This is a genomic window from Caulobacter sp. P1_B12_2 (genome assembly GCF_056406675.1).
Genome location: NZ_JBFTZS010000183.1, coordinates 1 through 13,469, shown reverse-complemented (window position 1 = coordinate 13,469; position 13,469 = coordinate 1). Strand labels below are relative to the sequence as shown.

Here is a 13,469-nt window from a genome sequence, read left to right as displayed (position 1 = left end):
CGGGACAGATCAAACCCAGGTCCATCGCCCCGGCCGCCATGGCGGCGGGCAGGGCGCCGGCGGTCGGGGCGATCCGTCCGTCCAGGGACAGTTCGCCCATCGCGGCCCAGCCGTCGAGCGCGTCGATGGGAATAACGCCCATCGCGGCCATCACCGCCAGGGCGATGGGCAGGTCGTAGTGCGACCCTTCCTTCGGCATGTCGGCGGGAGCCAGGTTGGCGACGATGCGCTTGGGCGGCAGGGCCAGGCCCAGGCCGGCGAATGCTCCGCGCACCCGCTCCTTGCTTTCGGCAACGGCCTTGTCGCCCAGGCCGACGATGACCATCACCTGCTGACCGCCGGTCAGCTGCACCTCGACGTCGACGCGACGCGCCTCCACGCCCTCGAACGCCACCGTCACGACCTTTGCGGCCATTGGGTTTTCGCCCCCTTGCCCACCGATTTATCCACAAGCCAAGCATGGCCGCTGGAGCGGAGCAAGAACGAAAAACGAACGTTTCAGGAAAGTGTGACGATTCAGTCGTCTAGAGGTAGTTCCTCACCCTCAGGTGGAGCTTAGCTCGGCGATCCGATCCCAGAGGATCGCCGCGGCGTCGGCGCCGCCGAACCGCTTCAGCTGCTGGGCCCCGGTCGGCGAGGTGACGTTGATCTCGGTCAGGTATTCTCCGATCACGTCGATGCCGACGAACAGCAGGCCGCGCTTCTTCAGTTCCGGGCCGATGATCGCGCAGAGCTCGAGGTCACGCGTCGTCAGGTCGACGGCCTCGGCTCGCCCCCCGACCCGGAGGTTGGACCGCACCTGGCCGGCGGCCGGCACGCGATTGACCGCCCCCACGGGCTCGCCGTGGACCAGCAGGATGCGCTTGTCGCCCTTGCTGACGGCCGGGACGAACTTCTGGGCGATCACCTGCTCGCGGCTGATCATGGCGTGCAGTTCCAGCAGGGCGTCGAGATTGGGATCGTCGGCCAGCAGACGCGCCACGCCAGAACCGCCGCCGCCGTAGAGGGGCTTGAGCACGATGTCGCCGTGCCGGGCGCGGAAGTCGTAGATCGCCTCGTGGTCGCTGGTGATCAGGGTCGGCGGCTGGACGCCCGGGAAGTCGGTGACGAACAGCTTTTCGGGCGCGTTGCGCACCTYGGCCGGGTTGTTCACGACCAGGGTGTGGGGGTGGACCTTCTCCAGGAAGTGCGTGGCGGTGATGTAGGCCATGTCGAACGGCGGATCCTGGCGCATCAGCACCACGTCGACGTCGTCCTTCATGTCCAGAACGACGGTGTCGCCCAGCTGGGCGTGGGCCCCTTGCGTCTTGGTCAGCACCAGCGGCTGGGCGCGGGCGAACACCCGGCCGTCCTCCATCGACAGCTTGTCGGGCGTGTAGAACCACAGCTTGTGGCCGCGCGCCTGAGCCTCCCACATCATCAGGAAGGTGGTGTCGTTCTCGATGTTGATCCCCTGGACGGGATCCATCTGGACGGCGACTCTCAGCGACATGGGGACTCCGGGGCTTTGTTCGCGCAGACCTAGACGGCCCTGGGCGACGCTTGTCTAGTTAGGTTCGAATGGCGCGATTGCGAGAGGCCGCTTCTCACCCGTGAAACGAAGAGGAGGTCAGTTCACGGCGTCGCGGCCGTCGTAACGGCCTTGGGCGGCGGCGACCTCGAGCATGCGGGTCTCGGCCCAGTCGATCATCAGGCGCAAAGCCGCCAACAGCTCGCGCGCCAGGGGGGTGACGCCATAGGTCACCGTCACCGGAACCGTGGCCTCGACCCGCCGCGTGACCAGGCCGTCACGCTCCAGCGAGCGCAGGGTCTGGGTCAGCATCTTCTGCGACACGCCGCGGATACGACGCTTGAGCTCGCTGAAGCGCATGTCGACATCGCCCAGCAGCAGCAGGATCAGGACGCTCCACTTGTCGCCGACGCGGTCCAGCAACTTGCGGGTGGGGCAGTCGGCGGCGAACACATCGCCCCGCGCGTTAATGGCGGCGACGCCGGCCTCGAGGCCGTCCTCGGGGCCGGTTCCCCGGAGGTGACCTAGGGAGGGGAAGGTGCCGTCTTGCATGGCGAGTCTCTCTAACGCACTTGGTCACTTATGGAAACCATGGAGACTCTCATGAAGGTCGCAGTCCTCGGCGCCAGCGGTCGCGCCGGCTCGGAAATCACCAAGGAACTGGCCGTGCGCGGTCATCAGGTGCTGGCCGTCGCCCGCAAGCCCGAAGCCATCGCCGCCGCGCCGGGCGTGAGCGCCGTGGCGGGCGACGCGGCCGATCCGGCCGCCCTGGCCGAACTGATCCGGGGCAGCGACGCGGTGATCAGCGCCCTGCACTTCGATGTGTCGGCGGAGGTCCTGCTGTCGGCGCTGCGCCAGGCGGGTGTCGGGCGGCTGCTGGTCACCGGCGGCGCGGCCAGCCTGGAGGCCGCCCCCGGCCTGCGCCTGATCGACACGCCGGACTTCCCGGAGGCGTGGAAGGTGTTCGCCCAGGGCGGCATCGCCTTCCTGGAAGCGTTGCGCGGCGAGACCGCAATCGACTGGACCTTCTTCTCGCCCGCCGCCTTCATCTTCGAGGGTCCCCGCACGGGTCAGTTCCGTCTCGGCGGCGACCAGTTGGTGGTCGACGCGGCCGGCGACAGCAAGATCAGCTTCGCCGACTACGCCATCGCCATGGTCGACGAGTTGGAGCAGCATCGCCACGGYCGCGCCCGCTTCACGGCGGCGTACTGAGTCCTGGCCTCAGGCAGGCCCGGCCGCACGCCGGGCCTTCACCGCCAGGGCGACGGCCGAGACCAGAAAGTAGAAGGCCCCGAATGCGGCGTAGGGCGCGATGATCGTGATGACGGACCCCGCGACGGGCGCGGCGGCGCTCTTGATGAAGAACCCGCCCGCCAGGGCCGACTGGGCGCCGCTCAGCACCATCGCCCACTGGGCGCCGTAGGTCCGCCACCGGCGCACGCCGGCGGCCAGTTGCAGCAGTCCCGCCAGCGCCGCCCAGGCCCCGAACAGCACCAGCACCAGGCGCATGTCGATTTGCAGGGCGGCGAGCACTCCCAGGGCGACCAGAGCGCTGACGACGGTGTTGAAGGCTTGCGGGACATTGGCGCGGAAACCGCCGTTGGCCCGCGCGTCCCGCGCGTTGGCGAAGGCGTCCCAGGCCGGATACAGCACCAGCAGCGCGCCCCCGACCAGCGGATTGGACGCACCGATCGTGAAGGCGGCCGCGACCCAGGCGACGGCCACGACGGCCCGCAGAAGGTAGTAGCGCACGAGCGCATCGGCGCCGGCGCGCGAGGAGGTGGTGTCGTTGGCCATGGAGGCCTCCATCAGAAGGGGGCGGAAAGGTCGCGAGCAGAATAGTGTCACGACATTTAATGTCGCGGCATATGATTGATCTACCGATAGGGTCGATCCCTGTCGAGTCATTATTTGTCACGACATATATTTTCACGCTAAGGGGAACCCGTTCGCAGGAGCCTTCCGTGCCAGACGCCGCCCGCACCCTCACGCTCGACGACCAGCTCTGCTTTTCCCTGTACGGGGCGAGCCTGGCGATCAATCGCGCCTACAAGCCGCTGCTGGACGCGCTGGAGATCACCTATCCGCAATATCTGGTGCTGAGCGCGCTCTGGGAGGTCGACGGCCAAAGCGTCGGCGCGATCGCCGAACGGCTGGGCCTGGACTCCAGCAACGTCACGCCGCTGGTCAAGCGCATGGAGGCCGCCGGCCTTCTGTCGCGCGAGCGTAATCCCGCCGACGAGCGCCAGGTCGTCGTCAGCCTCACCGACCACGGTCGCGACATGCAGGCCCGCAGCGCCTGCCTGGGCCAGACGCTGTTCACGTCGGCCGGAAYGAGTGTCGAAAAGCTGATCCAGCTGAACAAGGACGTGCAGGCCTTCCGCGACTCGGTCGCGCGGTTCGTGGCGGAGCGGCCGGAGCCCTAAAGGCCGGGGACATGCCCTTGCGGCGCGTCCCCGACACAGGTTGACGTCGCGGCCCGCTTGAAGGGCCGGGCGGATGCGCCCACGCTCCTTTCAAGAACGTTTTCCGGCGGACAGAACCGCTCGAAGGGAGGCCAAGCCCATGAAAGCCATCCAGATCGCGGCGCCCGCCGGTCTCGACAACTTTCGCCATGTCGACCTGCCAGACCCCGGCGCCCCGGGACCGGGCGAGATCCTGGTCCGCCTGCGCGCCAGCTCGCTGAACTATCACGACTATCTGGTGGCGATCGGCGGCATTCCGACGGTCGACGGGCGCATCCCGATGTCGGACGGCGCCGGCGAGGTGCTGGCGGTCGGCGAGGGCGTGAAGGACTTCGCGGTCGGCGACCTGGCGGTCTCGACCTTCTTTCCACGCTGGCTGGACGGCGACGCGCCGGACGACGGCTTCACGGGCGTGCCCGGCGACGGCGCCGACGGCTATGCCCGGGAGTTGGTGGTCGCGCCGGCCACCGCCTTCACCCGGGCGCCCAAGGGCTGGGACGCCACCGAGGCCGCGACCATCACCTGCGCGGGCGTGACGGCCTGGCGGGGCCTGGTCGGGGACGGCGCGTTGAAGGGTGGCGAGACGGTTCTGGTGCAGGGCACCGGCGGGGTGTCGATCTACGGCCTGCAGATCGCCAAGGCCTTCGGCTGCACGGTCATCGCCACCTCCTCGTCGGACGAGAAGCTGGAACGGCTGAAGGCGCTGGGGGCCGACCACCTGATCAACTACAAGTCCGAAGCCGAATGGGGCAAGGCCGCCCGCAAGCTGACCGGCGGCCGCGGCGTGGACCACATCCTGGAGATCGGCGGGGCCGGCACCTTGCCGCAGTCGATCGTCGCGGCGCGCAATGGCGGCCATATCGCCCTGATCGGGGTCCTGGCCGGCGTCGCGGGGCCGGTGCCGACCGTGGCGATCATGGGCAAGCAGCTGAAGGTGATCGGCCTGACGGTCGGCAGCCGACGCCACCAGCTCGACATGATCCGCGCCATCGACGTGGCCGGCTACCGGCCCGTCCTGGACAGGCGCTTCCCGCTGGAGGCGCTGGCCGACGCCTTCCACCACCAGGCCTCGGGCAGCCATTTCGGCAAGATCGTCGTCGATATCTGACGCTCATCCGGKGACACGCCGCAAGGGCATGTCCCAGCCGGCGCTAGTTCAGCCTCAGCCGCATCCGCTCGCGTGCGGCTCGCGCCGCGATCGCGGCGCCGCCGTCCAGGATCTGGGCGCGCGACAGGGCCTGCAGGGCGCCGGCCAGGGCGCCCTGGCCTTCGCGGGCGGCGGCGACGTCCAGCCAGGGATGGTGGTCGGTGGGGTCCAGCAGGGCCCGGCGCACGGCCGAGCGCTCGGCCCGGGCCCAGTCGCGAGCCTGTTGGGCGCGAGCGAAGATGTTGTTCTGCAAACGGATCAGCACCGCCCGGTCCGAGATCGGGCTCATCAGCACGTCCAGCTTGGCGGCGACGTCGGGCATCAGGCCGGTGCGCAGGGCCCGGCGCGACAGTTCGGACGGCAGCACCACCCGCCCTTCGCTGAACGGGTCCAGCGCCAAGGGGCCTTCCTCGGTCTCGATGCGCAGCAGGAAGTGGCCCGGGAAGTCGACGCCGTACAGATCCAGGCCGCAGGCCCGGCCGGCGTGCAGGTAGAACACGCCCAGGGTCACCGGCAGGCCCTTGCGCCGCTCGGCCACGGCGATGACGTCGGCGTTGTCGGGGTGGTCGTAGGTGATCAGGTCGCCCGACAGCCGCAGGTCGCCGGCCATGGTCTCGGCCAGGGCTTCTTCGGGCGACTCGCCTTTCAGCCGCTCGGTCAGGCGGTCGATCGAGGCCTTGGCCATGTCGAGCACCGGGGCCAGGTCGCGGTCCGGATCGTCGTGCACGGCGCAGGCCAGAGCCGCCTCGAACAGCGGAAAGGCCTTGTCCGAACGCTCGCMGGCCTCGGTCAGCAGGGCTTCGGCCTCTTCCCGCGTCATTGGCCGTCCACCCAGGCGTTGGGCACATGACGCGGACGACGGCCCGGCGCCAGGGCGATCAGGTCCAGCCGCACCACTGCGTCGCGCAGGCCGGCGCGGTGCGCGGCGATGTGGGCGCCGGCGCGGCGCAGACGGGCCCGCTGTTCATAGGTCACCGCTTCCAGCGCGGCCTCCAGACTGGTCCTGCTCTTGACCTCGACAACGGCCAGCACGCCGCCGCGTTGCGCCAGCAGGTCGATCTCGCCCAGCGGCGTGGCCAGGCGAAAGCCGAGAATCCGATAGCCCTTGGCCATCAGCCACAGGGCCGCGACCACCTCGGCGCGGCGGCCCGACAGCCGCGCGGCGGCCCCGCGCGCCTGGCGATCCGGACGGGCGGAACGCGCCGGAGTCATCCCGCCTCCTTCATGGCCAGGGCCTGGCGATAGAGGTCCTTGCGCGACAGGCCCAGGGCCTTGGAGACCTCCGAGGCGGCCTCGCCCAGCGGCAGGCGGGTCATGGCTTCGCGCAGGGCGGTCTCGGCGTCGGCGGCGGTGGCGATCTCGTCCTCGCCCGGGCCGACCAGGATGACGATCTCGCCCTTGGGGGCCTCGAACCGGGGATCGGCGGCCAGCACGTCGAGCGGCCCGCGGATGCAGGTCTCGTAGAGCTTGGTCAGTTCGCGGGCCACGGCGCCGGGGCGCGGTCCGAAGACGGCGGCCATGTCGGCCAGGCTGTCGGCCACTCGCGAAGCGCCTTCGTAGAAGATCAGGGTGGCGCGCACATTGGCCAGGTTCTCGAAGAACGTCTTGCGCGCGGCGGTCTTGGTCGGCGGGAATCCGGCGAACAGGAAGCGGTCGGTGGGCAGGCCGGCCAGGGTCAGGGCCGCCAGGGCCGCCGAGGCGCCGGGGATCGGGAACACTTGGTGGCCAGCCGCGATCGCCGCCTGGGCCAGGCGCAGGCCGGGGTCGGAGACCATCGGCGTGCCGGCGTCGGAGACCAGGGCGATCCGTTCGCCCGCCTCCAGACGCTCCAGGATGCGCGGCGTCTCGCGGTCGGCGACGTGTTCGTCATAGCGCTGCAGACGCTTGGAGATGGAATAGGCGGCCAGCAGCTTGCCCGACACCCGGGTGTCCTCGGCCAGCAGCACGTCGCAGCCGGCCAGCACGTCCAGGGCCCGCAGGGTGATGTCGCGCAGGTTCCCGATCGGCGTCGCCACCAGATACAGCCCCGCCGCCAGCGGCGCGTCGGACAGGGCGGGCGGGGCAAGCTGGCGGCTCAAGGGCGAACTTTCCGACAACTGGGGCCGACGCGAACTCGGGCGCCGGCGACGCGGTTACGCAGACTATCGCCGACAGGGTTATCAGGTCGCGAGCGTTCCTGTCAGCCGGTCCAATACAAGACGCCCCGTTCGGGTGGCGCGAAGCCGGATCCTATCGTTCACGAGAAGATCCGCCTCGACCAGATCTTTCACCTTGGGCGTGTCCGGCGACAAGCCCAGGGCGGCGATCTCGGCGAAGGTCACGCCGTCGTCGATGCGCAGGCCCAGCAGCAGGCGCTCCTCGGCCGCCTCAAGGGCGGTGAGGATCTCGCGCTCGAAACCGATGCCGGTTTCGGCCACCGCGCGGATGTAGTCGGCGATCGCGCGCCGGGCCGTGGTGGCCAGCTTGCCTTCAGCCAAGGTGAGGCGGCCGTGGGCCCCGGGACCGACGCCGACATAGTCGTGGCCGCGCCAGTAGACGAGGTTGTGGCGCGAGCGGGCGGCCTGGCCCCGGGCGTGGTTGGACACCTCGTAGGCGTCGAAGCCGGCGGCCTCCAGCACGCTCTGGGTGGTCTCGAACAGGGCGGCGGCCAGGTCCTCGTCGGGCACGACCAGCTTGCCCCGGCCGACGGCGCGGTCGAAGGCGGTGCCCGCCTCGATGGTCAACTGGTAGGGCGAGACGTGTTCGGGACCGTAGGCCAGCAATTCGCTCAGCTCCCGCGTCCACGCCTCCACCGTCTGGCCCGGCACGGCGTAGATCAGGTCGGCCGACAGGCGCGGGAAGGCCTTGGCGGCCACGGCGATCGCCCGCCGGGCCGAGCCGGCGTCATGGTTGCGGCCCAGCAGCGCCAGGGCCTCGTCGTTCAGGGCCTGGACGCCCAGCGACAGCCGCGCCACCCCCGCCGCCGCCAGGGCTTCGAAGCGGTCGGTCTCGGCGTCGGTCGGATTGGCCTCGAGGCTGATCTCCAGGTCGTCGGCCGGGGTCCACAAGCCCTTGATGGTCTCGATCACCCGCGCGACCTGGGCGGGATCCATCAGCGAAGGCGTGCCGCCGCCGAAAAAGATCGACAGCAGGGTTCGCGGTCCGGTCAGTTCCCGCTGGGCAATGAGATCGGCGACGATCGCGTCGGCGAGAGCCGCCTGCTCGTCGGTCCGCCCCCGGTCGCGCACAACGTTGAAGTCGCAATAGGGGCAGATCCTGGCGCAGTAGGGCCAGTGGACGTAGACGCCGAGGGGCGCTCCCAACGCGGGTTGGACGTCACTCAAACAGCGCCGCCTTCAGCTTCTCGAAGGCCACGGCCCGGTGGCTCATGGCGTCCTTGGCGGCCGGCTCCATCTCGCCGAAGGTCTGGGTGAAGCCGTTCGGAATGAAGATCGGATCGTAGCCGAAGCCCTGGTCGCCGCGCGGCGGGAAGGTCAGGGTCCCGTGGACCTCGCCCTGCACCACCACCGCCGGGCCGCCGTTCGGCCAGGCCACGGCCAGGGCGCAGGTGAACCAGGCGGAGAGATCCTCCGAGCCGGTCTCCTCGATCCGCTCGGCGACCTTGTCCATGGCCACGGCGAAGTCCTTGCCAGGCCCGGCCCAGCGCGCCGAATAGATGCCGGGCGCGCCGTCCAGGGCGGCGACCGACAGGCCCGAATCGTCGGCCAGGGCGATCTGGCCCGACAGGTCGGCCGCGTGGCGGGCCTTGAGCAGGGCGTTGCCGACGAAGGTCGTCTCGGTCTCGTCCGGCTCGGGCAGGCCCAGGGCCCCGGCCGCCAGCACCTCGAAGCGACCGTCGAGCAGCGCCGCCAATTCCTTGGCCTTGCCGGGGTTGTGCGTCGCCGCGACCAGCTTAAGACCAGCTTCCAGCTTCAACGTCATCGCGCGGCTCCTTTCCGGGACAAGATCATGCAGCTTCTCTACTCCCCCATGTCGCCCTTCGCTCGCAAGGTTCGCGTGGTCGCGTTCGAGCTGGGCCTGGCCGACCGGTTGGAGCTGGTGATCGCCAGCCCTTACACCGACGAGAGCGTGCGGGCGATCAATCCCCTGTCGAAGATCCCCGTGCTGCTGACGCCCGACGCGCCGCCGATCTTCGATTCGCCGGTGATCTGCGACTATCTGGAGCACCTGGCCGGCCGGTCCCTGACGCCGCCGCCCGGCCCGGCGCGCTGGACCGCCCTGACCGTCCAGGCCATGGCCGACGGCATGAGCGACGCGGCCGTGGCCGTCGTTCGCGAACGCCTGCGCGAAGGCCCGCACCGCCAGGACCTGTTCGACCGCCAGGCCGCCGTGCTGGTCGCCGCCCTCGACCTGCTGGAACGCGAGCCCCCGCCCGCCGACCGCTTCGAGATCGGCGAGATCGCGGTCGCCGTCCAGCTGGGCTACCTGGACGTCCGCCAGGTCATGGACTGGCGCGAAGGCCGCCCGAACCTCGCGGCCTGGTACGAAACCGCCAGCCGCCGGACGGCGATGGTGGCCACGGCGCCACACCTCGCATAATCCGTTCGGTGAGCGCGATCATTACAGAGGTTTAATATCGTTTATCGATAAGCGACATTGGCGGGGGTGGAATCGGTCCCTATGTTCGCCCCATGGGAGCAACGCCACACCGGCGCGGTCCCGAATCCGACCCCGAAGGCCCGCCATGTCCGCCCCCAGACTGTTCCGCATCCTCGACGCCGTCGCCACCCGCCTGGCCACGCTGACGTTGATCGCCGGTCTGCCGCTGGCCGCCGTGACCTTCGCGATCAAGACGTTCTGAACCGGAATCCAGCCCGCCTTTGACCCGCCCCGATCCGCCGGGGCATGGTCGGCGTTTCTGCGTGAGGGGATGAGCGGATGCGCGCCTTGGGGCCTGGCTCGGTATCGAGTTTCCTGAAGATCATTCTCGACGTGATCTATGTGGGTCTGTGGGTCTGGGTCAGCCTGCTGGCGATCTTCACGGTCGCGGTGCTGCTGCTCAGCTTCAACCCCGAACTGATCACCTCGAAACTGCATATCGGCAGCTCGGTCGACGAGCTGATCAACAAGGGACCGCTGTTCGCGGGCGCTCTGGGCGCCTGGGCGCTGCTGTCCGGCGGCTGGATGGTGATCGTCGAGCGCCTGAGGCGGGTGTTCTCCACCCTGACCGCCGGCGACCCGTTCCATCCCGACAATGTCCGCCGCCTGCGGGTGGTGGGTCTGGTTTTGGCCGCTCTGGAGATCGGCCACTACATCTTCGCCGCCCTGGCCAAGTGGCTGGCGCCGGACACCAAGATCGTCGACGGCTCGTTCAGCCTGAGCGCCTGGTTCCCGGTCCTGGTGGTGTTCGTTCTGGCCGAGGTCTTCCGCGAGGGCGCCCGCCTTCGACGAGAAGCCGAACTGACAATCTGACGACGCGGAGACAAGAAAGATCATGGCCATCCGCGTGCAACTGGATCGCATCCTGCTGGAGCGGCGAATGTCGCTGACCGAGCTGTCGGACCGGGTCGGCGTGACCATCGCCAACCTGTCGATCCTGAAGACCGGCAAGGCCCGCGCCGTGCGCTTCACCACCCTGGACGCCCTGTGCCGCGAGCTGGAGTGCCAGCCGGGGGACCTGATGACCTATGAGCCCGGGCCGGGCGAGGTTCACGAAGAGGACTAGAACCTCTTCTTTTCTAGCACCCACTTTTCAGCCGTCATTCCGGGCACAAGGCCCGGAATGACGGTTAATATTTTTCGTGGCCTAGCTTGAAAGCTAAGCGCCCTACTTGGCCGCCGAAACCGCTTCCCGCTGCTTCACGAACAGCTCGCCGATGCCCTTTTCCGCCAGGGCGAACAGCTGCTCGAACTCGCCGCGGGTGAAGCCGCGCTTTTCGCCGGTGGCCTGGATCTCGACGATGTCGCCGGCGCCGGTGAGCACGAAATTGCTGTCGGCCTCGGCCTGGCTGTCTTCCTCGTAGTCGAGGTCGAGCACCGGGGTGTCCTTGAAGACGCCGCACGAGACGGCGGCCACCTGGCCCACGATCGGGTCGGTCTTCAGCACGCCTTCCTCGATCAGATAGTTGACCGCGAGGCGCAGCGCGACCCAGGCGCCGGTGATGGCGGCGGTGCGCGTGCCGCCGTCGGCCTGGATGACGTCGCAGTCTAGGCTGATCTGGCGCTCGCCCAGGGCCTTCATGTCGACCACGGCGCGCAAGGAGCGGCCGATCAGGCGCTGGATTTCCTGGGTGCGGCCGCTCTGCTTGCCCTGGGCGGCCTCGCGGCGGCCCCGGGTGTGGGTGGCGCGGGGCAACATGCCGTACTCGGCCGTGACCCAGCCGGCGCCCTTGTTGCGCATCCAGCCGGGGACGCTTTCCTCGACCGTGGCGGTGACCAGCACCTTGGTGTGGCCGAAGCTGACCAGGCACGAGCCTTCCGCGTAGCGGTTGACGCCGGTTTCCAGCGTGACTTCGCGCGTTTGGTCGGCGGCGCGTTCGGACGGACGCATGGGAAACTCCAGGGCTTTGCGTGATAGGATGGGGCCGCTTATCCTAGTTAAGACGGGCTCGTCCAATCCCGTTGGCAATCCCGTCGAACCCGAAGTCGCCGTCGCGGCGCATTCGAAGGCTTCATGACACAGCTCTTTTCGGGGTTTTCCGCTCAGACTCCCAGCCTCACGGACCTGGACGCCCGCGCCCGCGACATCTTCCGGCGGGTGGTCGAGTCCTATCTGGAGACCGGCGAACCGGTCGGCTCGCGGACCCTGTCGCGCGACGTGTCGCTGTCAGCGGCCTCGATCCGCAATGTGATGCAGGACCTGGCCCAGCTCGGTTTGCTGGACGCCCCCCACACCAGCGCCGGGCGCATCCCGACCCATGCGGGCCTGCGGATGTTCGTCGACGGCCTGCTGGAGGTGGGCGACATCGGCGAGGAGGAGCGGCGGACCATCGAGTCGCGCCTGTTCGCCCACGGCCGCTCGTTCGAGGACGCGATGGGCGAGGCCAGCGCCATACTGTCGGGCCTGGCCGGCGGGGCCGGCGTGGTGGTCGCCCCGGTCCGCGAGGGCGGGGTCAAGCACGTGGAGTTCGTGTCCCTGGGCGCCGACCAGGCCCTGGCGATCATGGTGTTCGACGACGGCACGGTGGAAAACCGGCTGATGAAGCGCGCGGCCGGCGTCACGCCCGCCTCGCTGCAGGAGGCCTCCAACTTCCTCAACGCCCGTCTGCGCGGCCGCACCCTGAACGAGGCCAAGGTCGAGATGGCGGCGGAGCTGGAGGCGGCCCGGCGTGAACTGGACACCACGGCGGCGCGTTTGGTCGAGGACGGCCTGGCGGCCTGGAGCGGCGGCGACGACGCGGACCGCGCCCTGATCGTTCGCGGCCGGGCCAACCTGCTGGGCGACGCCAGCGCCCGCGAGGATCTGGAGCGCGTGCGGCGATTGTTCGACGATCTGGAGCAGAAGGGTCAGCTGATCGGCCTGCTGGACGACGTGCGGGCCGCCGAGGGCGTGCGCATTTTCATCGGGGCCGAAACGCGACTCTTTTCGCTTTCGGGTTCCTCCCTGATCGCGGCGCCCTATATGACGGGCCGACAGAAGGTGCTGGGAGCGATCGGCGTGATCGGCCCCACCCGCTTAAACTATGCCCGGGTGATCCCGCTGGTGGACTATACCGCCCGCGTGCTCGGCCGGATGATGGACGGATGAGGACTGTATGACCGACGACCAAACGCCGGCCGAGGACGACGTGGCCTTCGAAGCCGACGACGCGTCTCAGGAAATCGAGGCGCTGAAACTGGAAGTGGCCGCCCTGAAGGATCAGGCGCTGCGCTACCTCGCCGACGCCGAGAACACCAAGCGGCGGGCCGAACGCGAGAGCAACGACGCGCGCGCCTATGCGATCCAGAAGTTCGCCCGCGACCTGCTGGGCGTGGCCGACAACCTGTCGCGCGCCACGGCCCTGAGCCCGCGCGACTCGCAGGACCCGGCGGTGACCAACTACATCATCGGCGTCGAGATGACCGAGAAGGAGCTCCTGGGCGCCTTCGAACGCAACGGCCTGAAGAAGATCGACCCGAGCAAGGGCGAGAAGTTCGATCCCCACCTGCATCAGGCGGTGATGGAACAGCCCTCGGACGAGGTCGCGGCCGGCGGCGTCATCCAGGTGCTGCAGGCCGGCTACGAGCTGATGGGCCGCCTGGTCCGCCCAGCCATGGTCGCCGTGGCCGCCAAGGGCTCGACGGCGCCGGGCGCGGCGGCTGAACCGGCCGGAGCCGCCAACCCGTACGCCAGCAACGGCGCGGATACCGGCGGAGCCTTCGACACGAAGGCTTGATTTCTTCACCCTATGAACCGTCATCCCGGGCC

At 69.3% G+C, this 13,469-nt stretch carries 18 protein-coding genes; 8 read left to right on the top strand and 10 right to left on the bottom strand.

Features of this window, described 5'->3' with window-relative positions; translation table 11 throughout:
- From AC1DZ6_RS13020 to AC1DZ6_RS13010, 3 genes are all read right to left on the bottom strand, one after another.
- Nucleotides 1-415: magnesium chelatase domain-containing protein (locus AC1DZ6_RS13020; RefSeq protein ID WP_477097595.1), on the bottom strand; the 415-nt coding region annotated here is incomplete at its 3' end.
- 129 nt (nucleotides 416-544) lie between these two features.
- Complete coding sequence (gene gshB, locus AC1DZ6_RS13015) at nucleotides 545-1,492, bottom strand: glutathione synthase (protein WP_477097594.1); 948 nt, start codon at nucleotides 1,490-1,492, stop codon at nucleotides 545-547.
- A gap of 117 nt (nucleotides 1,493-1,609) precedes the next feature.
- Nucleotides 1,610-2,062 carry a winged helix-turn-helix transcriptional regulator gene (locus AC1DZ6_RS13010; protein ID WP_477097593.1) on the bottom strand — a complete coding sequence of 151 codons (453 nt, stop codon included), beginning with the start codon at nucleotides 2,060-2,062 and terminating at the stop codon, nucleotides 1,610-1,612.
- A gap of 51 nt (nucleotides 2,063-2,113) precedes the next feature.
- Here AC1DZ6_RS13010 and AC1DZ6_RS13005 point away from each other — a divergent pair, with 51 nt between their 5' ends.
- Complete coding sequence (locus AC1DZ6_RS13005) at nucleotides 2,114-2,722, top strand: NAD(P)-dependent oxidoreductase (RefSeq protein ID WP_477097592.1); 609 nt, start codon at nucleotides 2,114-2,116, stop codon at nucleotides 2,720-2,722.
- A gap of 9 nt (nucleotides 2,723-2,731) precedes the next feature.
- Here AC1DZ6_RS13005 and AC1DZ6_RS13000 read toward each other — a convergent pair whose 3' ends face one another.
- A complete protein-coding gene (locus AC1DZ6_RS13000; protein ID WP_477097591.1) occupies nucleotides 2,732-3,307 on the bottom strand; it encodes a DUF308 domain-containing protein in 576 nt (191 codons plus the stop codon).
- 167 nt (nucleotides 3,308-3,474) lie between these two features.
- On the opposite strand from AC1DZ6_RS13000, the gene AC1DZ6_RS12995 reads away from it, so the two are divergent.
- A complete protein-coding gene (locus AC1DZ6_RS12995) occupies nucleotides 3,475-3,936 on the top strand; it encodes a MarR family winged helix-turn-helix transcriptional regulator (protein WP_477097590.1) in 462 nt (153 codons plus the stop codon).
- A gap of 139 nt (nucleotides 3,937-4,075) precedes the next feature.
- Nucleotides 4,076-5,083 carry a zinc-dependent alcohol dehydrogenase family protein gene (locus AC1DZ6_RS12990; protein WP_477097589.1) on the top strand — a complete coding sequence of 336 codons (1,008 nt, stop codon included), beginning with the start codon at nucleotides 4,076-4,078 and terminating at the stop codon, nucleotides 5,081-5,083.
- 43 nt (nucleotides 5,084-5,126) lie between these two features.
- Here the strand turns inward: AC1DZ6_RS12990 and AC1DZ6_RS12985 are convergent, their stop codons facing one another.
- The 5 genes from AC1DZ6_RS12985 to rdgB all read right to left on the bottom strand — a co-directional run bounded on the left by AC1DZ6_RS12985 (nucleotide 5,127) and on the right by rdgB (nucleotide 9,043).
- Nucleotides 5,127-5,942, bottom strand: coding sequence for a SirB1 family protein (locus AC1DZ6_RS12985; protein WP_477097588.1), 816 nt, complete (start codon nucleotides 5,940-5,942; stop codon nucleotides 5,127-5,129).
- Nucleotides 5,939-6,334, bottom strand: a complete 396-nt coding sequence (locus AC1DZ6_RS12980; protein WP_477097587.1) for a YraN family protein — start codon at nucleotides 6,332-6,334, stop codon at nucleotides 5,939-5,941. Before AC1DZ6_RS12980 ends, AC1DZ6_RS12985 begins: the two co-directional genes overlap by 4 nt.
- Nucleotides 6,331-7,200, bottom strand: coding sequence for a 16S rRNA (cytidine(1402)-2'-O)-methyltransferase (gene rsmI / locus AC1DZ6_RS12975; protein WP_477097586.1), 870 nt, complete (start codon nucleotides 7,198-7,200; stop codon nucleotides 6,331-6,333). The genes AC1DZ6_RS12980 and rsmI overlap by 4 nt, the downstream gene beginning before the upstream one ends.
- An 81-nt stretch (nucleotides 7,201-7,281) precedes the next feature.
- On the bottom strand, nucleotides 7,282-8,424 hold the full coding sequence (gene hemW / locus AC1DZ6_RS12970; RefSeq protein WP_477097596.1) for a radical SAM family heme chaperone HemW: 1,143 nt from the start codon (nucleotides 8,422-8,424) through the stop codon (nucleotides 7,282-7,284).
- 13 nt (nucleotides 8,425-8,437) lie between these two features.
- The gene (gene rdgB, locus AC1DZ6_RS12965; protein WP_477097585.1) at nucleotides 8,438-9,043 is read right to left on the bottom strand and encodes an RdgB/HAM1 family non-canonical purine NTP pyrophosphatase; all 606 of its coding nucleotides are present in this window, start codon (nucleotides 9,041-9,043) and stop codon (nucleotides 8,438-8,440) included.
- Nucleotides 9,044-9,070: 27 nt separating this feature from the next.
- Here rdgB and AC1DZ6_RS12960 point away from each other — a divergent pair, with 27 nt between their 5' ends.
- The 3 genes from AC1DZ6_RS12960 to AC1DZ6_RS12950 all read left to right on the top strand — a co-directional run bounded on the left by AC1DZ6_RS12960 (nucleotide 9,071) and on the right by AC1DZ6_RS12950 (nucleotide 10,787).
- Nucleotides 9,071-9,661: a glutathione S-transferase N-terminal domain-containing protein gene (locus AC1DZ6_RS12960; RefSeq protein WP_477097584.1), complete on the top strand. Its 591-nt coding sequence runs from the start codon at nucleotides 9,071-9,073 to the stop codon at nucleotides 9,659-9,661.
- A 339-nt stretch (nucleotides 9,662-10,000) separates the two neighbouring features.
- Nucleotides 10,001-10,534 carry a DUF2975 domain-containing protein gene (locus AC1DZ6_RS12955; protein WP_477097583.1) on the top strand — a complete coding sequence of 178 codons (534 nt, stop codon included), beginning with the start codon at nucleotides 10,001-10,003 and terminating at the stop codon, nucleotides 10,532-10,534.
- A 22-nt stretch (nucleotides 10,535-10,556) separates the two neighbouring features.
- The gene (locus AC1DZ6_RS12950) at nucleotides 10,557-10,787 is read left to right on the top strand and encodes a helix-turn-helix domain-containing protein (protein WP_035077971.1); all 231 of its coding nucleotides are present in this window, start codon (nucleotides 10,557-10,559) and stop codon (nucleotides 10,785-10,787) included.
- 102 nt (nucleotides 10,788-10,889) lie between these two features.
- Here the strand turns inward: AC1DZ6_RS12950 and rph are convergent, their stop codons facing one another.
- Nucleotides 10,890-11,612 (bottom strand): ribonuclease PH, encoded by a 723-nt coding sequence (rph, locus tag AC1DZ6_RS12945; protein WP_477097582.1) that lies wholly within the window; start codon nucleotides 11,610-11,612, stop codon nucleotides 10,890-10,892.
- Between the two features lie 123 nt (nucleotides 11,613-11,735).
- On the opposite strand from rph, the gene hrcA reads away from it, so the two are divergent.
- Together hrcA and grpE are read left to right on the top strand one after the other, a co-directional pair.
- Nucleotides 11,736-12,809, top strand: coding sequence for a heat-inducible transcriptional repressor HrcA (hrcA, locus tag AC1DZ6_RS12940; RefSeq protein ID WP_477097581.1), 1,074 nt, complete (start codon nucleotides 11,736-11,738; stop codon nucleotides 12,807-12,809).
- Nucleotides 12,810-12,816: 7 nt separating this feature from the next.
- Complete coding sequence (gene grpE, locus AC1DZ6_RS12935) at nucleotides 12,817-13,437, top strand: nucleotide exchange factor GrpE (RefSeq protein ID WP_477097580.1); 621 nt, start codon at nucleotides 12,817-12,819, stop codon at nucleotides 13,435-13,437.
- Nucleotides 13,438-13,469: the final 32 nt, after the last annotated feature.